General features: G+C 67.4%; 17 protein-coding genes. 6 read left to right on the top strand and 11 right to left on the bottom strand.

The window, feature by feature from the left end; all coding sequences use genetic code 11:
* Positions 1-4: 4 nt before the first annotated feature.
* The 9 genes from eccB to OG921_RS24230 form a co-directional block, all read right to left on the bottom strand.
* A complete protein-coding gene (gene eccB, locus OG921_RS24270; RefSeq protein ID WP_266115140.1) occupies positions 5-1543 on the bottom strand; it encodes a type VII secretion protein EccB in 1539 nt (512 codons plus the stop codon).
* Positions 1540-3366, bottom strand: a complete 1827-nt coding sequence (eccA, locus tag OG921_RS24265; protein ID WP_266115139.1) for a type VII secretion AAA-ATPase EccA — start codon at positions 3364-3366, stop codon at positions 1540-1542. Before eccA ends, eccB begins: the two co-directional genes overlap by 4 nt.
* Positions 3363-3689 carry a hypothetical protein gene (locus OG921_RS24260; protein WP_266115138.1) on the bottom strand — a complete coding sequence of 109 codons (327 nt, stop codon included), beginning with the start codon at positions 3687-3689 and terminating at the stop codon, positions 3363-3365. The genes eccA and OG921_RS24260 overlap by 4 nt, the downstream gene beginning before the upstream one ends.
* 98 nt (positions 3690-3787) lie before the next feature.
* Complete coding sequence (locus OG921_RS24255; protein WP_266115137.1) at positions 3788-4108, bottom strand: histone-like nucleoid-structuring protein Lsr2; 321 nt, start codon at positions 4106-4108, stop codon at positions 3788-3790.
* Between the two features lie 12 nt (positions 4109-4120).
* A complete protein-coding gene (locus OG921_RS24250; protein ID WP_266115136.1) occupies positions 4121-4498 on the bottom strand; it encodes a hypothetical protein in 378 nt (125 codons plus the stop codon).
* The gene (locus tag OG921_RS24245; RefSeq protein ID WP_266115135.1) at positions 4482-6257 is read right to left on the bottom strand and encodes a bacterial transcriptional activator domain-containing protein; all 1776 of its coding nucleotides are present in this window, start codon (positions 6255-6257) and stop codon (positions 4482-4484) included. The genes OG921_RS24250 and OG921_RS24245 overlap by 17 nt, the downstream gene beginning before the upstream one ends.
* 87 nt (positions 6258-6344) lie before the next feature.
* Positions 6345-6683 carry a hypothetical protein gene (locus OG921_RS24240; protein WP_266115134.1) on the bottom strand — a complete coding sequence of 113 codons (339 nt, stop codon included), beginning with the start codon at positions 6681-6683 and terminating at the stop codon, positions 6345-6347.
* The gene (locus OG921_RS24235; protein WP_266115133.1) at positions 6680-8443 is read right to left on the bottom strand and encodes a PE domain-containing protein; all 1764 of its coding nucleotides are present in this window, start codon (positions 8441-8443) and stop codon (positions 6680-6682) included. Before OG921_RS24235 ends, OG921_RS24240 begins: the two co-directional genes overlap by 4 nt.
* Before the next feature lie 8 nt (positions 8444-8451).
* On the bottom strand, positions 8452-8763 hold the full coding sequence (locus OG921_RS24230; protein WP_266115132.1) for a type VII secretion target: 312 nt from the start codon (positions 8761-8763) through the stop codon (positions 8452-8454).
* Between the two features lie 163 nt (positions 8764-8926).
* Between OG921_RS24230 and OG921_RS24225 the strand changes: the two genes are divergently transcribed.
* Together OG921_RS24225 and OG921_RS24220 are read left to right on the top strand one after the other, a co-directional pair.
* Positions 8927-9724 carry a hypothetical protein gene (locus OG921_RS24225; protein ID WP_266115131.1) on the top strand — a complete coding sequence of 266 codons (798 nt, stop codon included), beginning with the start codon at positions 8927-8929 and terminating at the stop codon, positions 9722-9724.
* Between the two features lie 148 nt (positions 9725-9872).
* Positions 9873-10250 carry a hypothetical protein gene (locus tag OG921_RS24220; protein ID WP_266115130.1) on the top strand — a complete coding sequence of 126 codons (378 nt, stop codon included), beginning with the start codon at positions 9873-9875 and terminating at the stop codon, positions 10248-10250.
* Between the two features lie 373 nt (positions 10251-10623).
* Here OG921_RS24220 and OG921_RS24215 read toward each other — a convergent pair whose 3' ends face one another.
* Positions 10624-10980 carry a hypothetical protein gene (locus OG921_RS24215; protein ID WP_266115129.1) on the bottom strand — a complete coding sequence of 119 codons (357 nt, stop codon included), beginning with the start codon at positions 10978-10980 and terminating at the stop codon, positions 10624-10626.
* Positions 10981-11117: 137 nt separating this feature from the next.
* Here OG921_RS24215 and OG921_RS24210 point away from each other — a divergent pair, with 137 nt between their 5' ends.
* From OG921_RS24210 to OG921_RS24195, 4 genes are all read left to right on the top strand, one after another.
* A complete protein-coding gene (locus OG921_RS24210; RefSeq protein WP_266115128.1) occupies positions 11118-11687 on the top strand; it encodes a hypothetical protein in 570 nt (189 codons plus the stop codon).
* A complete protein-coding gene (locus OG921_RS24205) occupies positions 11675-12250 on the top strand; it encodes a hypothetical protein (protein WP_266115127.1) in 576 nt (191 codons plus the stop codon). The genes OG921_RS24210 and OG921_RS24205 overlap by 13 nt, the downstream gene beginning before the upstream one ends.
* Positions 12247-14814: a hypothetical protein gene (locus OG921_RS24200; protein ID WP_266115126.1), complete on the top strand. Its 2568-nt coding sequence runs from the start codon at positions 12247-12249 to the stop codon at positions 14812-14814. The genes OG921_RS24205 and OG921_RS24200 overlap by 4 nt, the downstream gene beginning before the upstream one ends.
* 266 nt (positions 14815-15080) lie before the next feature.
* Positions 15081-16589, top strand: a complete 1509-nt coding sequence (locus OG921_RS24195; RefSeq protein WP_266115125.1) for an RNA-guided endonuclease TnpB family protein — start codon at positions 15081-15083, stop codon at positions 16587-16589.
* A 618-nt stretch (positions 16590-17207) separates the two neighbouring features.
* Here OG921_RS24195 and OG921_RS24190 read toward each other — a convergent pair.
* On the bottom strand, positions 17208-17963 hold the full coding sequence (locus OG921_RS24190; protein ID WP_266115124.1) for an endonuclease/exonuclease/phosphatase family protein: 756 nt from the start codon (positions 17961-17963) through the stop codon (positions 17208-17210).
* Between the last annotated feature and the right edge of the window lie 270 nt (positions 17964-18233).

The raw sequence follows: 18233 nt of genomic DNA, 5'->3' as shown, positions 1-18233 counted from the left end.
GGGATCAACCTCCGGATGGGGCGGTGGGTAGGGCAGCGGCCTGCTCGTCGGGGGCGATACCGTCATGCGAGACCAGGGCGTCGCGCTGCGACAGCGGCGGCCCGACGGCATAGAGCCGCACCATCGACCAGGGGGCGGGGGCGGGCTCGTCGAGTCCGAGCGCCGCCACCGGCTGGGTTTGCGCGGTCCCGGCCGGAGTGGTGTCGATCCCGTACCGCACCCCGGTATCGGCCAGCCACCACAAGGTTTCCTTCGACCCACCGGAATCCGCGGTGACCTGAACGAAACGTCCCGGCCCGGGTGGCATGAAAATGCGGTCGGCGGTGGCGCCCCCGGATCCGGGGGCGGTCACCGGGGCCACCATCGCGTTCTGCTGCTCCACCGTCAACGGCACGCTGCGCCCGGTCAGAACCGTTGTCGTCGCCGCAGTCTCACCCTCGGCGCGCTGCCAGTGCAGGCAGGTCACCGGGGACGTGTCGGGCACGATCCGGACCGGGTTGGTGGGGTAGCCGGCCACGTCGAGCTGCGCCGAGGCGGGTGCCTTCTTCACCACGTCCGGCGCAACTTCCACCGGGGCGGTGTTGCCCACCGAATTGCTCGACCGCAACATGGTCGCCGCGACCTGCCCGATCTTCTGCACCCCACCGTCGAGCGCCACATAGAAACTGGCCTCACCATCGAGACCGGTCGTGCGAAGCACGGACCCCACCTTCGCATCGGAGGGAAGCGAATACCGTGGCTGTGCACCGGGATTGGGCACGCTGGGCACCGTCAGCGCCCGCTCCTCGACGAGCGCGTCGAACAGGCCCCGCCCGATCGGCAGGCCCCGCGCGCCGTCGATCCCGAGCGCGTCGGTCACGACAGGGTCGGTGGTGTCGACCTTCGCGCGCACACCGGCACCGTCTGCCCGGGTGTACAGCAGCCAGTTGTCCCCGTCGTAGGACACGACCCGCGCGCCGTCGGTGGGCAGCCCCGCCGCCCCCGCCATGTCCAGCGGCCCACCGATCACCGTGGTGGACACCGGTGTCGCGGTCGTCGGCAGCCCGGTATCCGGATCCAGGGGGACCGCCGTCCCGATCCGGGAGGTGTTGCACAGCGTCCATTCCGAATCCGCGGACCCGTTGGGCTCCACCACTTGCGGCGCCCCCACGATCCCGACCAGCGGCCCGCGCGGATACTTCGCGATCTCGTTGGCTTTCACCCGTTTCGGGTTCGCCGGAGAGCCCGAGATCAACCGCGCCGACGTCAAGTTCAGCACCGGATCCAGCCGCTCACCCACCCGCACGTAGAGGGCGCCGCTGGCCCTGTCGGCGACGACCTTCGTCGACCCGTCGATTACCCCCTGCGGCGACACCAGCGCCATCACAGCGCAGATCGCGGCCACCAGGACCGCCGCGATGATCCCGAGCGTCAGCGCCATGCTCTGCCCGCGCTGCGGATCGTCGACCATCACCGTCTCGCGCCGCACCAGAGCGTGTTCGACGCGGCGCAGCATGAACCGCCACCCAGAAACCTGCGGGCGCGACGTCAGCCGCATCCTCATCGGAAAATCCTCAAATCCGCGAGCAGGTTGGCCACAGTTTCGCTCATATCGGTTTTCGTGATCGTCATCAACGTCTCCCGCAACTCGCCTGGGTCACCGTCCTCGGCGAGATCCGGATGATCCTGGGCGAGCCGGAAGTCGCGTTCCTCTTCCGCGGCCTCGACCACGTTGCGCATGAACCGCCCGTTGCCGGCGATGTCGATCAGCGTTTTGCCGTCGCGATGCCCGTCGCCGAGCCGCACACACGTCGCGTGCAGCTCCTCCCGCGCTCCCGACGCCAGCCGCGAATCCCGACGGGCCGCGATGACATCGGCGATGTCGACCAGCTCGTCGGGAGTGTAGGAGGTGAACCGGATGTGCCGCGAAAACCGTGACGACAGGCCATCATTGGATGCAAGGAACCGATCGACCTCGTCCTCGTATCCGGCGACGATCACCACCAGCCGGTCACGGTCGTTCTCCATCCGCGCCAGCAGCGTGTCCACCGCTTCACGCCCGAACGCGTCGCCACCGGAAAGCCCTTCCTGGATCAGGGTGTACACCTCGTCGATGAACAAGACCCCGCCCAGCGCCGAATCGATCACGGCGTTCGTCTTCGGCGCGGTGTGCCCGAGGTGCTCGCCGACGAAATCGCGGCGCGAAGCCTCCACCACCTTCGGAGAATCCACCACCCCGAGGCCGGCGAAGATCTTCGCGACCACCCGCGCGATCGTCGTCTTCCCAGTCCCGGGCGGCCCGATGAACACCAGATGACGCGAGCTGCTGTCGGTCGCCAACCCCGCCTTCTCCCGCTTGCGCGACATCTGCACCGTCGCCCGCAGCTTCTCCACCTGCCGCTTTACCGCCGCCATCCCGATCTGCTGCGCCAGCGTCGCCGACGCCTCCTGCAGCCATTCCTCGCGCAGCTGCGCAGATTCCTCACGGTCGGCCGCGACTTGCGGGTCGTGGCCGCTGCCGGGATCCCACGGATCGGTGCGGGTGGTCAGCGCGGCCGCGGTCGTGCGCTGCAGCCGCTGGGTCGAGGATCGGTAGGCCGCGACCTGCCCGGTCGCGTCGGTGGCCGCGATCTCGGAAATGATCCGCTGCGCCCGCTCCTCCTCGCCCTGCTCACGCAACACCAACGCCAGTGTCAACCGCACGTGACCGCGGAAGTTCTGCGCAGCCTCCTGCGGATCGTCGAGCAGCGCATGCAGTCTGCGCGACGCCTCGTCGAGCGCGCCGAGGTTCGCGAAGGCCTGCGCGATCATCGTCGACATCGCGGCGGCGAGCAGCGGCTGCTCCCACGTCACCGTCAGCCGCGGCTCGGTGTCGGTGACCCGCGTCCACTGCTCGGTGTTGAGCCACATCCCCGTCAGCGCCGTCAGCGCCAGCTGGTAGCCGTGACTGCGTTCCTTGCCTGCGACGAGATGGCCCTGCAGCTGCTCGGCGGCTTCGGCCCATTGCGGCGAGTCCCCGCCGCCCGGGTAGGCCAGCGAGCACGCCAGCGCAACGGATACCTCGCTGGGAAACCGCACCGGATGCCGCAACCCGAACACGCCGAGGTCGAACCAGCCTTCGAGCGCGCCGTCGGGAAGCCCGGCAGCACGCGAATGCACGAACAGGTTCTCGGCGTGCCGCGACGCCTGAAACAGGGTTCGCGCCGACGTGTCACCGGCCGCGATCAGCCCCATCCACCCGTCGGTCATCGTCGGATCCCGTTTCACCGCGAGCGTGAACGCCTGGCGGGCCCGCTCGAGCTCGGTTCGCGCCCCGTCACCGGCCTTTTCGCGCGCCGCCGTCAGCGCATGCAACCCCACCTCGAACGCTTCGACAGCGGCCGTCACGCCACACTCCTCGACTCGGTACCTTGGCGGGTTTTCCCACGCACGAAAACTTTTCCGCCAGCGATGCCGGTGTAGGCGTTCGCGGCGGCCACGGCCTCGCAGTCGCCGAGGATCGGGCACTGCGCGCACAACCGGCGCGCAGCGACTCTGGCCGAGGCGACGGTGCGCTGACTGCGCCTGCCGGTCGACGGGGCGTAGAGCCGGTCGATGCAGCGTTCCCACACTTGATGAAGGGCGCGCTGACGGAAACACCCCATCCGGGGGTCGGCGTCGAAAATCGACGCAATCTTCGACTGCGGAGCGCGTATACGCCGAGCTGGCATGACCAGACCACCTCCGAATTCCCCGGACATTACTAGTCCCACGGGTGAGACTAACAGTGGTGTCCGGTTCCGGTGTGGACATCGCGAACGACACAGAATCACGTCGCGTCGTCATGGAAGGCGCGGATCACCGAATACGCAATCCGGCCCTTCCGCGCAATCGCGATACCGTTCGCCGCCGCCCAGTCCCGCACACGGGCAGCCTCCCGCGGCTCCAACGCAGGACGTGGATGAATGATCAACCGCCCCACACCCGCCCCACCGCGCCGCCGCGCCATTGCGATCCACGGCGCCAGCACCGCCCGCAGCCGCGCCGCGTCCTCAGCCGTCAGGTCGATCTCGTACCCGACACCGTCGACCGAGAACCGCACACACTCCGTCGCGTCACCACCGCGCTCGGTGAGCGGCGCGCGCACCACCCGCGCCACCACTCACACCGGCCCGTACAGAGTCGTCTCGACCATCCGCCGATACTCGGAATCGCTGGGCAGCCCCATCTCCCGGACCACCTCCCGCGCATGCGCCAGCCCCATCTCACCGCGCGCCCGCCCGGCCTCCAGGATCTCCTCACCCAGCGCGACCCGCGCCTGCTCGTGCGCCAGGCCCGCGACCATCACGATCTCCGAGGCCAACCACCGCTCCCCGAAATGCAGCGCATCCGCAGTCAGCTGCACATGCACCGTCTCCCCGCTGCGATCGCACCACACCCCGACACTGCGATCGACGTTGAACACCGCGTACAACTGCGGCTCCGGCCCGTCCCCGTCGTGGGCCAACTCGGTGTCATCGTGGTCAGTGTTGTAACTCAACGGTTTTCAGCCTCTCCATCAGATTCCGCGTCTCGGGCTCGAGATCACGCGTGGGAACCAGACGACGCACCTGCTCGATCAGGTCATAGAGCTCGACCGGGTCACTGGACACATGCGGCGCAGTCGAGAGCACCAGCCGCCACAGATCCTGGCGCGCGACGTCGACCAGGACACCGCGGTTGGCGGCCGCGAACGCCTGCTCGTACCGGCCGTCACCGATATAGCGTGTGGCCAGCTCGAGCGCCGCGTCGGTGCACGCATCGAGCATCACATCGACGTACGGGCCGCTGAACGCGTACCGGCCAGCCGGGGCGTCGGCGAACGGGCGGCCGGTGACCAGCGACAGCGCCGCATGCAGCTGCGCGGTCGAGGCCGCCGACGGCGGACCCGGCACCAGGGACTTGAACACCGCCCAGTCGGTCAACATCGCCGCATGCGTGCGGAAAGTCGCGCCGCCGCTGCGTTCCCGCTCGGCCAGCGCCGGCTCGTTCGGCACCGCCGGCGAGATCGGGCCCAGCTGACGACGCAGCCGCGACACAAATTCATTGCGTTTGCGGCTGTGCGCGGAAACGTCGGGATCATCACCGGGCCACAGCGTGGCCACCTCCCGACCCGACAACCCGCTCGGGCTCAACGACATCCAGGTGACAAGTTCGGTCTCCCGCGACGGGCGACCGAACTTCCCTACGGCAGTGAGGGTTTCCCCGCCGGGGATCTGCACCCGGATCTCACCCAGCACACGCACCCAGATATGCCCGAACCCGGAAAGTAGCTCCCCGGCGAGCGTGGCCTCGTCGACCTCGGCCCGGACCTCGACGTCGGCGGGATCGGTGGGAAGCGGGTAGTCCTCACCCGGCGGCTTGGGATCGGCGCCGAGGACCTCCGGAACCTCATCCACCACAGGCGATGCGGGGGCGGTCGCGTCTGCGGGGCGCCGCGCCCGCCGCCGACCCGGACCCGCAGAATCCTTCACACCGTCCTCGTCGACGCTGGTGGGGGAGTGGTGCTCGGTAGTGGGTTCGGGCGCTGCGCCTGGATCGATCACCGAATCCGACCCCGCCACAACGACAGCGCTATCCCAATCGGCCGGACCGACAACCAGCGCGCGGCGGACCCTGATCTGCACGGCCTCGAGGAACACATCACCGGTCAAATCCGTACCGAGGTAAAACGCCGAACCCGAATCATCCTCGCCGGGAGGTATCGGATCCCGCACGATCAACGCGCCACCGGGGATCTCGAGTCCACCCCCGACGGTGAACCCGACCCGGGTGCCCCCCGCCGCCGCCGCGTCCTCGGCGAGCAACGCGATCACCGCCGGCCCGCCGACCACGACGCCGGGGTCCCGCGACACCGCGCGCAGCCCCTCGTCGAGGATCAGCTGCAACGCCCACGACCGCGCCACGTCCACCGACCGGACCGAATGGATCGACATCCGTGCCACCGCAGCGAGATCGACGATGAGGAACTCGTCGTCGACAGTGATCCCCACGACCACTAGAGCACCTTGCGACCCGGCGGGCGGGGGGAGATCGTCGCACTCCATCCGCCAGTTGCCGTCGTCGTCGCGCACCCACGCTGGGTCCGCGTCACTACCGGCGGACAGGTCGAGCCGGATCCGGCCCGTCAGCAGATGGAGCCGGCACGCCAGCACCCGCCCGCCACGCGCCTCGACATCCGCGCAGGCCGCAGCCACCCTGCGCAATCCATCGTCGCGGAGCAGCCAATTCAGAATGACCGACGGTGCCGGAGAATCCACGCGCCGAGCCTACGTCGGCCACGCTGCTTATATGGCGCAGATGCACCTATTTATCGTCCCACCGGTGGAACGATAAATAGGCCTAGTTTAGTCGCCGGGGTCATCGTCACCGGCGATCGACCGGCTGATCGCCTCACGCCGCTCACCAGCGTCGACATTCGACGCATTGATCGCCGCGGTGATCGCCGCCCCCAGCTCCTCACCAGAGAGCCGCGTGCACAACCCATCGGCGAGCCACAACCCGGTCAACCGGCCCAGCCCGTCGACCTCCGGCACGATCGTCTCGTCCTCCGAGGGTCGCCGAACCCGCATCGTGTCCAGATCCCGGATCGCCCGCTCGAACCGCGCCGACAATTCGGCCGAATCCGCGAGGACCTGCTGCACCCGCCGACCCGCAGCCTCCGCCGCAGCAACAACATCGCTCATCGATTGGTCCCCTTCGCATTCCTGGCCGTGGGTGTGCTCTTTTCGGCGGGAGGTGTCGCCTTCGGCGGTGTCCGCTGACGCGCACCGATCACGGCCGGACTGTGCGGGGTCTGATCCACATACACCGGCTCATCCGGTGAGAACGTCTTGTTCCGCGGCCGGGCACCGCCGCCACCGGGCGCGCCCAGACCACCCATCATTGCGGGACTCATCGGCATCGCACCACCAGGCATCGCCGGCCGCGCCGCCGCCGGCTCACTCACGACACCGGGAATCGTGGTTCCCGCAATACGAGTGGGTGCCGTCTTCGGCATCACCGCCCCCGACGTGGCGCCGGCAGCAGCCGTGCCCGAGGCCCCAGCGCCGGTGACCGCTCCTGAATCCACGCCCACACCACTGTAGGAACCGGCACCGCCGAAACCACCGCCCCCAGCGCCACCACCACCGGCGTAGTCACCGCCCCCACCACCACCACCGGCGTAGTCACCGAACCCCGGGTCGGTGACATCGTCGAACTCGCCGTCAACGAGACCCGGATCGATACCCGCATCGGCCCCGAGCATCGACACCGGAGCGATCGCCGAGGACGCCAGACTGCTCAACGGCGCCAGCGCCTGCTGCAGCATCTGCGATCCCATCGCCATCATTTGCGCCGCCTGCTGCGAATCCTGCTGCGCACCACCCTGAGCCGCGAGCTCGCGCGCCGCGAGGGCCATCGCATCCGCCTGCACACCGGGATCGTCGGCAGTCAACTCGACCCCGTCGTCGCCGGCGGGGGCGTCCTCATCGCCGGCCCGGTCCTCACCGGCTGCAGCCGGCTCCTCGCCGGCGGGCCGCTTCTCACCACCCGCACCGTCATTCCCGGCCGCGACCGCCGGCGGCGGCGGCACCTGCGGCTGCGGCGCAGTCGACTGCGCAGAAGCACCCCCGTACTCCGCGACCACCGCGGACGAATCCGACACCAGCCGCGCCCACTGCTGCCGCGAAACCGCAAGCGCCGGAACAGCAGCCGTATCACCCGCAGCGACCAAAGCCTGATTCGTGGCCAGCGCCGACCGCACCGCGCCCACCGACCCCACAGAAGGATGCGCAGCGACCGCCACCCCATGATCACGCGCATGCGCCGCCGACGACTCCGACACCACGCGGGCGTGCCGACCGGCATCGGTCAACCAACCACCGAGCACACCCAGACGCCCGATCGCCCGATCGGCGGCCGGCGAATTCCACGACCCCGGCAACCCGGCCGCAGCGACAGCACCGACGTCGCCGGCCACAGCCGCAAGTACACCCGCCAGCCCAGCCCACGCCTGAGAATGCGTCGCAGCCGACGTCCCTAAATCACCCGCAAGCAACGCCGCAGCGAGCCCCATCGGATCCGCACCCACCTGCAACGGCACGCCCACGCCGCGTCGATCGCTCATCAGATCCGGGACCGGAGCGACCGCGACCGCCCCAGCCTCATACCCTCTACCGGACCCCGCTATCGCCCCCGAATTTCCCACATCGGCACCGACATAGTCCGCCGCACTAGACCGCAGCACCGCCGCCGCACCCACCATCACCGCCGCAGCCGCACGCACCGCACTCGCGACATGCGCGGCACGCGAATTGATCAGCGCCGCAGCCGCTACCGACACGTCGTCACCACCCGCAGGCGCAACGACGACCTGGGGAACCGCAGCACTCAACGCCGCCGCGGACGAATCCAGCAACGCCGCCGCGGCATGTACACCAGCCGGTTCGACCCGAAGCGTCACAGAGCGGCTTACAGATCCCGGACCGACCGCGTGAAACCGCTCCCGACGGCCTGATCGGTCGCAATATAATCCGAGCGCGAAACACGCAGATCAGACGCAGTCTTCGCATGATCATCCGCGGCCGCGCCCGCATCATCAGACCGCCGCGCGTAGTACGTATCCAGCGTCGTCACGAGGCTCGCGGCGACATCACCGTGCGTCTCGAGCACGCTGGCCATCAACTCGTGATTAGGCTGCCCGTAGGCCCTCATCTGATCAGCGGCATCGTCATGCGTGAGCGCCAGACGATCGAGCTCCGCCGGATCGATATTCAGCACCATCTCGCAAATCCTTCCCAATGGTGGGACTGCCTTGGGTGAAAGTGTATGCCGCACGAACCCGCCACGGGCGAATCCGCCGCACCCACTTCCGGCGTCGAGCCACCGCTATCCGCGACCTCGATCGAGCACGAATCCGGTCGGTGGTCCGAGGCATGATCGCGGGGTGACCGAAGCAGGCCGAGCCCTCCGCACCCGCTGGCCGGAGATGCTGTTCGCCGCCACCCTGTGGCTCAGCGCCTACCTCATCGCCTACGGACCCGGCATCATGACCGCGCTCCAGCTCTTCACGCCGGACACGCAAGCCACGCCGACCGCGGATCCCTCCGCTGCCGGCACCGAGGAATACATCCTCAGCTGGGTAGCGACGGCGATCGGCCTCGTGTTCGCGAGCGGGGCGATCGCCCTCTCGGTCCTGGATACCCCACGCACACGATGGCTGCCGTGCCCGGCCCACCGCTGCGTCACCGCGGCCGGGCTGTACGGCATGGTGGCGTTTGTGTCCCTCGTCGTGGCGCTTCTCATCGCCGACGCCACCACATCCGGGACCTCAATCAACACGGGTCTACCCGGCTGGGTCGACATCGCGAACGCGCTCAATGCGGGGATCGGCGAGGAAATCATCGTCCTCGCGGCACCTGTGTTCATCGCTGCTGCCGCCTTCGGCGATCACCAGCGGGCCCTGATCGCGCTGCTCGCCATCGCCGTACCAGCCCGCCTCGCCTACCACCTCTACTATGGCCCCGCAGTCCTGGGACTGCTGATCTGGGCCACCGTCGCCATCGTCATCTTCTGGAAATGGCGGTCCTGGCAGGTCCTGGCCGCGTTCATCATTGTGCACACGGTGATCGATCTCCTCGACACCTGGACCGAACGACAAATCTTCGCCCTGATTTGCACAGCAGCCGCTCTCGTCGCCGCGGTCATCGGCCGCCGCGCGGAAACAGACGGGGACATGCCATAACGGCAGTTCAAGCACCATGAACATGAGTAGCCAACACCACCGAGTCGGACGGATCCCGGCTGTGCAGCCCACTCCGACATGAGCCTGGCCCGTCGCCGCCTGCCACGCGTGGGGGATCGAACGGCATGACGCGATATAATATTAACGCATGACAGTGGTGCAACCACCGAGCACATCAACCAGCAACGAAACGCCGCGCCGAACCGTGCGCATTCCCGACGATGAATGGCAGCCGTCCACCGAGAAGGCTGCCGCCGACGGCGAAACGATCGCGGCAGTTATCCGACGCCTTCTGCGGGCCTGGCGGATGAACGACACCCGCGATCTCGACCGCTACCGCACCGAGTACCGCGCGACCGCCAAGACACCGGACGCGGACGGACACCGTCGCGACATCACCAACCTCACCGGCAGCTATGACCAAGTGCGCCAACAATATCCGGCCAGACACTGGGACCTCGAAGAACGCGTTGTCTCCCCATACCGGCCCGCCATCAGGCAGGCACAAGCATCACCGAAATCGTGACTAATCACGAACCGCCGGCGTGTTCACACACTCGTGAAGCCGCCAAGTTCGGCAAAGGGCCCGACGCGAGCAGAAGGCAGATACGTCCCACAAGGCCTGCCGCACCGCCCGCCGCAGGCAAGCGGGGGACGCGACGTAAACGCAGGTCACGCGATAAATCGACCCGTTGACTCAACCGACTCGATCAAATGATCGAGTCGAGTGCAGCGCCGGGGCTTCTCCCACCGGCAAATTCGCGACCCATCGTCACGCACGCCCCGTGGAGCGCATTGCTCCGACCACAGTCCGGACACGTGTTCGCGGCAGCTGCCCGCAACGCCAGCTCACGCCGCTCGACAATCGAGATGCTCGAATGGAGATAGCAGGGCACTGGCTAGATCCAGTGCCCCTCGGCGGGCCCGCCATCGACGCCGCCGCCCTCGACTGCACTTTCAGTCCCGCCGCTGCCCAGCGACTCGCCGTTAGCCTTGTCGGCCTCGGCCCATTCACGGATCGCGACATAGCCGGCCTGGGCCGTCGCGGATGCGGCGCTGGACAGCGCATCCCCCTGGGTCGAGATGGCCGACGAGGAATTGGTCGCAACGGCGGCCGCGGCCGCATCGATCGGACTACCCGCGCTGATTCCCGTGGTCACGCGCCCGGCAGCGCGTCCGGCGATGTCATTGGCCCGGCCGGCTCTGCCTTCGAAAACGGCCACGCGAGCCGCCACATCGTATGGGTCCTCCCGCATGAGCACGCTCCGTCCAGATCGAAATTCATCGAGATCAGACACTCACAGCTTAGTATCACCAGTGGGACATCGGGCTATAAAAGTCGCGGTCGCCCGCGCATACTAGGTACAGGCATGCCGAGGAAGGAGGGGAATCGGTGACGCCTCACGCCACCACAGCGCCGGACCGCGCGCCCTCCCCGCCGACCCCCGCGCCCCCACAGCCCGCACGCAAGCGGCGCCCCCGGCGCGGCGCGGTCCTCGGTTCCGCAGCCCTCACACTCGCCACAATGATCGTCACCGGCCTCTGCGTACAGACCGCCCGGACCGTCACCGAGCCCACCGTGGTCGCCGGCACCGCCCGGCCCAACCCCGCCGACGTCCTCACCCCAGTGGAAGCCACCGACCGGACCTGCGCCTCGTTCGCAGCGGCCCTCGACGCCATCGCACCCCTCCAGGTCCTCCTGCCGTCCGGATGGTCTCCGGCCGACCTGGGGATCGATGACCGGCTCCGCACCTACACCGACGCAATGACCAAGGCCGCGTTGAGCATTCAGATCGACCCGGCCACCGCGCCCACGGTGAAGGCCGCGGTGACCGACTGGGTCACCACCGTCCTGATCGGGGACCAGGTCATCCTCCGCAAGGCGCAGCAGGTCTTGAGCAGCGAGCTCGGTCCCCGGCTCGATGCCGCCGAGCTGATCTCACGCTCGGCGTGCGGACTCTGACCGTGGGCCCAGATGCGGCCGGCGTCGCCGTCGAGCCCGGCCAGACCGACACGCCGCCGTCTACCCAGTCGGAGCCCGCACGGGGCAGGCGTGGCGCTGCCGCGGCGATCGTCGTGCTCTCCGTGCTCGTCGTCGCCCTGGCCGTCGCGCTCATCGTCAGCCTCGCCACACGGCCCAGCAGCCCACCCGACCCTGGCGCAGCGTCGGCGTCCGCGCTCACACCCGCGCAAGCCACCAAACAGACATGCGATTCATTCGCGACCGCCCTCGACAGCGTCGTTGCTGCTGGCAAGCAGTACCGGCCGGCCAGTTGGTCTTTTGAGGACCCTGACGTCGACACCTGGATCGCTCCGTACGTTGCAGCCGCCGATCAAGCGGTGCTCAAGGTGCGGGTGGAACCGGACACCGATCCCGCGGTCGCGGCCGCGGTGACCGACTGGACGAATACTCGGCTGATGTCGAGCGCGGCCGTGCGGGCGCATGATTCGCGCAGCCTGGATACGGTCGATGACCGGGTCGGCGCTGCGGAGATAGCGGCTCGTCAGGTGTGTGGTCAGCGGTGAGCATCCCCCGGCCCTCAGGTCCGTACGCGGACGAGATCCTCGGGGCGAATTGGCCGTCGACCGATCCGGACCTGCTCTCGCAGATCGCCCACGAAATGACCACTGACGGTCGTGAGATGCGCGCGCTCGGCGACGCCGTCATCGCCAACGGCGTTGGGCTGCTGCAAATCAACAGCGGCGACGGGGTGGAGGCGATGTCGGCCGCGATGCGCCGCTATGGCATCGCGGTCGAGGAGGTCGGCGACAACTACCTGAGGATCGGCACCACCTTCGACATCATGGCGTGGACCATCCGCGCCGGACAGTCGCAGATGGCCGCCACGGTGGAGGAAACGCAAGCGGCGATCGCGGCGATCGAGACCGAAGCATCCGCCCGCGCGGTGAGTGCACCGCTCACGGCAGCAGCCGTGGCCAGCGAGGCGCGCGCCATGATCCAGACAGCCGTCACGGCCGGCGCGGCGGAGGTAGCCGGCGTCTCCGCATCCGTCGCCGGACAGGTGAGCGGACTCGCCGCTGAAATACCCACAAGCCCATCCGTTCTCGGAGGCGCAGGAGGCGGCGGAGCCCCACCGCCGCCCGTAGGGCACGGCCGTGAAGCCACGACGCACGGCGGATGGAATAGCGGACCCGGACTTGGTGTGCCTGGCCCGACCGAAAATGCGGCCGACGCATCGAGGGCTGAATTGACCGCAGAAACCGCGAGTATGAGTGAGAGCAGGCCGAATCATGTCACGGGAGACGAGGTTCTATACCACCCGGATTCGATGACGAGTGATGGGCAGGCACCTACGAAGGCGGAGTCGCCGAGTCCTACGTCCAATCCGGCTCCGCCGCAGAGTGCTGCCAGTCCGAGCGAGTCAACATCGCCGCCTGTTTCGTCCGGTGGTGGTGGAGGTGTGGGTGCTACGGGGCCTCGTGCGGACGGTCTCGCGACCGGTGGTGCGCGTGGTGAGACACCGCATCTGGGTAAGGGTGGCGGTGCCGATTCCGCCGTGACTGGTGGCGGCGGTGGTCGTGATGTCACCGGTGTTGGATCGAAGCCCGGTTCCGGCGTGGGATCGGACGCGCATACCGCCGCCGGCGGAACCGGTGGCGGTGCGAAGGGTGAAGGCGCGGGGGCGGGGCGCGGATCCCACGGCGTGACCGCGCCTGACCCGGAACGCAGTGGGGGACTAGCGAATCCGGGTGTTCGTGTGGGCAGCACCGGGGCTGGGTCAATGCCCTCACCGTCGTCGCCGTCGGTGAGCCCATCGCACGCGGCACCCTCGGTGCCGACAACCGAATCAGCGCCGGTCGCGCCGCGCTCTGGTAGTGGTGGCGCCGGTGTGCACGGTGGAAGTGGCGGTGTCAGCAGCGGCAGTGTGCAGTCGCATGCTGCGGAGGTGCGTCCGGTAGTCGCGGATCCAGCGGGCACGGTGGTGAATCGACCGCCGATGCCGGCGGCTGCTGTCCCGCCGATCCAAGCGGCACCGCTCGCCCCGACCACCGGGGGTGCGGGCCCGGTGATGGGGCCCGGGGCGACCCCGGTGCATGAAAGCCCGATCGTGCCACCGGCTGCGGCGGCTGCGGCCGCGTCCGCGCCGGTCGCGATCAGGGACAGCGCCGCCGCGGCGTTCGTCGCTGCCGCGCCAGCGTCCGGGTTGATCGCCGCGCCGGTGAATATTGATCTGCTGCACGCGAAAACGCTGCTCGCGGGGATCCTCGCGGTACCCGGCGCGTTGGTCACCGAGTGGGCTGTCGGCGTGCTGCGGGGTGGGGTGATCGGCGCGCCGAGTTTCGTAGTGACCTCGACCCGCGGCCGTGGCTGGCTCCCACGCGCGATGCATCTGCCGGTCGAGGTCGGATCACCGTGGCACGGGCACACCGCTGCCGATTCGCGACTGTGGGAAGGGCTGGCCGACCCGACCCGGATCATCGCCGAATACGCGGCGGTGATGGGAGAGCGGTACGGCACCCAGCTGATGGCGATCGCCGCGTCGGTCCCCAGCGGACTACGTGACCGGCTGCCCGACGAAGCCGTGTTCGGTGTCAGCCCGGATCCCGATCCCAATATCGACCTCACCACGCACACGGCGGCGACGATGCACCGACTGCAGGTGTCGTGCCCGGACATGGTCGACGAGATCGCCGCCGTCGACCCCGCGGCGATCGCGGGGGAGTGCCTCGGCCTGGCGTGGGACGCGGCGACCCGCGCACCGAGCTTCGACGTGCGATCCGCCGAGGGCCGCACCTGCGGGGACCTGCGGCGCCTGATCCTGGAAGCGATCCACAACGAGCGCCCGGTCCAGGACGAATGGTGGTCCGAGCTCGCCGGGACCGACGTCCTGCTCGACGAGAACGCGCGTGCATGCAGGCAGACTCCGGCCGCGAACGTCGCCTTCGGGGCGCTACCCGAGGACGAGGCCCGCACGTTCGCGTTGATCAGCGCTGAGTGCGCCGCCAACGAAGCCGTTGCGCTGCTGCGCGATCCGGATACCATGGCGCTCGCCGACGTGTACTACGCCTACCGGCAGCTCCTGGCCCTGCTGGCGGTCGAGCACCCCAGCGCGGCATCACCGGAATAGGAGTCGGCGCGCCGTCATAGCGCCTCCCTAGCTGACTGCCCTTGCTCCGAGAACTGCATGCCGCGCAAAGGACTCGAGGCGGGTATCGGCTCCAGCGGGACTGCGCGGCCGCGCACGTGCGCATTGATTCAGTGCCAAGTGCGCCGCCCACGAAGCCGGCGCGCTCCGGGTCGAGCACCCAGTGCAGCATCAGCAGAATGCGCCGCGGGTCGCGACACTCCGTGCGACCGCGCAATTGTGTCAGTGGCTCGTGCGATTCTGGATTGGTGACCGAGCATCCGGTAGTGGCAGCGCCCGAGGCGCCTGCCGATGTGCGGATGCGCGCGTATAGGTTCGCGCTCGACCCGACCGGTTCTCAGCTGATCGCGTTGAGTCAGCATGCGGGGGCGGCTCGGTGGGCCTACAACCATGCGATCGCGGTAAAATTCGCGGCGCTGGATGCGAAAACGGCGGCCGCGGAAGCATTGATCGATGGCGGTGCCGAACCAGCCGCGGCATATGCGGCCGTCAGGGAGTCCCATCCGATCCCGACGAAACCCGCGATCCAGAAAGCGTGGAACAGGCTCAAGGGTGATGATCGCGCCGGTGTCGACGGAGTCAGTCCCTGGTTCCACCAGGTGAGCACGTATGCGTTCCAGTCCGCTTTCGGGGACGCTGATACGGCGTGGAAGAACTGGTGGGCATCGCGCACCGGGAAACGCGCCGGAGGACGCGTCGGGCGTCCGCGGTTCAAGAAGAAACATCACGCGCGGGATTCGTTCCGGATCCACCACGACGTCAAGAAGCCCACCATCCGCCCGGATGGATACCGCCGCTTGACGATTCCACGTCTGGGATCGATCCGGCTGCACAGCACGGCGAAACCGCTCTGCCGCGCGATCGGTCGGGGCGTGGTGATCCAGTCCGTCACGATCAGCCGCGGTGGGCACCGCTGGTACGCCAGTGTCCTCATCAAGGAACCCGCGGTAGCGGTAGCTCCGACGAAGCGGCAGAAGAAGGCTGGGCCAGTCGGTGTCGACATCGGCGTCCACCACCTCGCCGCGTTGTCCACAGGGGCGATCATCGACAATCCGCGCCACCTAAAGACGGCGAGGCGGCGGCTGCTCAAAGCTCAACGCGCACTGTCTCGTACGGAGAAGGGCTCCCAGCGCCGCCGCCGAGCCGCCCGAACCGTCGCCCGCCGCCACCACGAGATCGCCGAGCGCCGCGCGACGACGTTGCACACCCTGACCAAACGGCTCGCGACCGGATGGCAGACCGTGGCCGTCGAAGACCTCAACGTGACCGGTATAACCAGCAGCGCACGGGGCACCCTCGCCGAACCGGGTCGTAGTGTCCGCGCGAAAAGCGGCCTGAACAGGGCGATCCTCGACGTTTCACCCGCGGAGCTGGTCCGCCAGCTCCAGTACAAGACTTCCTGGAACGGGTCTGCGCTCGCGATGTGCGACCGCTGGTTCCCGTCCAGTAAGACATGCTCGGCATGCGGGACAGTGAAAGCCAAACTGTTCCTCTCGGAGCGTGTATTCCAATGCGCCACATGCGGACTCACGCTCGACAGAGACGTGAACGCCGCACGTAACATCGCCGCGTACGCGGCCGTCGCCCCCGGCACGGAGGAGACGAAAACCGCCCGCCGAGCAGACATCAGACCACCGACCCCGGTCGATGGCAGTCCGCGTAGAAGCGGGAAGACCACCACGGTGGCCACCCTTCCCGAGCAATCGAGAAGCCGTCCCAAACTCGCACCAGCACGGAAATTCCCGCTGGTCAGCTAGTGTGCGCCCCACGCGCACACGGACGGGCCCCACGATGGACAACCGAGCCCTCCGCACCGGCTGTGCGCCCCACGCGCACACGGACGGGCCCTTCTGCACCACCGCCCCCATCGCCGCGATGCGGTGCGCCCCACGTCGCACACGCACACGGACGGGCCCGGTGAAAGCCGCGGTCACCGACCGACTGGGTCACCAGTGCGCCCCACGCGCACGCGGACGGGCCGTGCGGCACGCCGCCTACGAAATTCCACTTGTCTGCGCTCGGCGACGAACGACTCGCGGTCTCCTGAGCGACTGGTTACAGATCGCAATCGTGGTGGCCTGACGTCTCTCGGCCATCGAGTTTGGCGTCTCGGATGTCGGTCACCTTGACCGAGATCCTGCGTAGCCGGGAGCCCCTCAACGAGGCCGTGACAGGACGGACCGGATCACCTAACGACAGCCTCCGCATTCATGCCAAGCGTCACTACAGCCTTGCTGGGACAGCGGCATACTAGAACGCCCGGATGGTCAAGGAGTTCGGGACTGTGTTGCTTGGATCTATAGGTGATCTATCGAATTGCTGTAGATCCGGCCATTATGTGCAAAGAAACCTGAGCTCCATGCAGGGTTAGAAATCTAAGGCTCTATGGACAGATCAGTAAACACCATCGCGTGGTCGGATAACTTTTCCTCGCGGACGTGGTGAATATGTTCTGCGTTATTTATGCTTTCGCGCAAAGAGGTTGAAACAAAGACGTAGTCAAGCCGGAAACCGTTATAGTCTTCTTTCTTTTGCTTTGAGTACCACGTATACTCCCTTGCTTTGGGATTTAAGTGCCGCCAAGTGTCGACATATTTCTCCAATCGGAGTATGCGAATATTGTCTGACAGCTTGAATGGCGTGCCCTGGGCATCCTCTTTGAGGCCGGTATTGAAATCTCCTAGAAGGACCGTCTTCTCACCCTTGTGCGCTTGGGCATACCGGATGACCTCATCCCAGAAGTTCTGTTTTCGTCTTTCCCCGGACAGGCCGTATCCATCTGGGCCGAACTTATCATCCGTTGCGCCGGGAATATGGACGGACAATACGTTTAAATCCAGGCTGTCGATTCGAACAGATAGCCACCGCTCTTGATCATTGCCAATGTCTTCGTTCATAACATCGAACGACAGCTTGCTTGCGACCAAAACGCTGTTCGCGCGGCCCTCAATGCACGTCGTTTCGATGTGGTGGTAGCCGTTTGCGGCAAGCGATTGCCGCAGACTTGCAAGATTGCTGTAGGTCACCTCAGTGAGTGCAACGAAATCGGGGGACAATAGTTCCAGTTCTCGCACTATCGCCGGTATTCGTTTTCCGCCACCGCTTTGGATGTTCCATGTCAAGAATCTCATCACGCTCCCATGTAGTCAGTGCAAGCCGTCGTCGGCACCTGTGAATTGTCTAAGACGCTAGCAGTCGGTGACGACAGGCTCCCTCGCTTTTAGGTGCAGCGCAGAACCGTCAGCGTCAAGGTCTAACCCCGGTGGGCGACGACCGAGGCGACGCCATCCGACCTTGTGCATTAGGACCTGGAGCTACCGCGCGGCTAGTGCGTCGTCGGCGGCGATCAACCCCATCGACGGTATTCGCCGACGGATCCAAAGCTCCCTGCCTAGGATGTA

This window comes from Aldersonia sp. NBC_00410 (assembly GCF_026342035.1).
In the GTDB taxonomy this organism is placed as follows: Bacteria; Actinomycetota; Actinomycetes; order Mycobacteriales; family Mycobacteriaceae; genus Aldersonia.
Note: the sequence above shows the minus strand (reverse complement) of the source record. Positions and strands in the feature narration are given on the sequence as shown.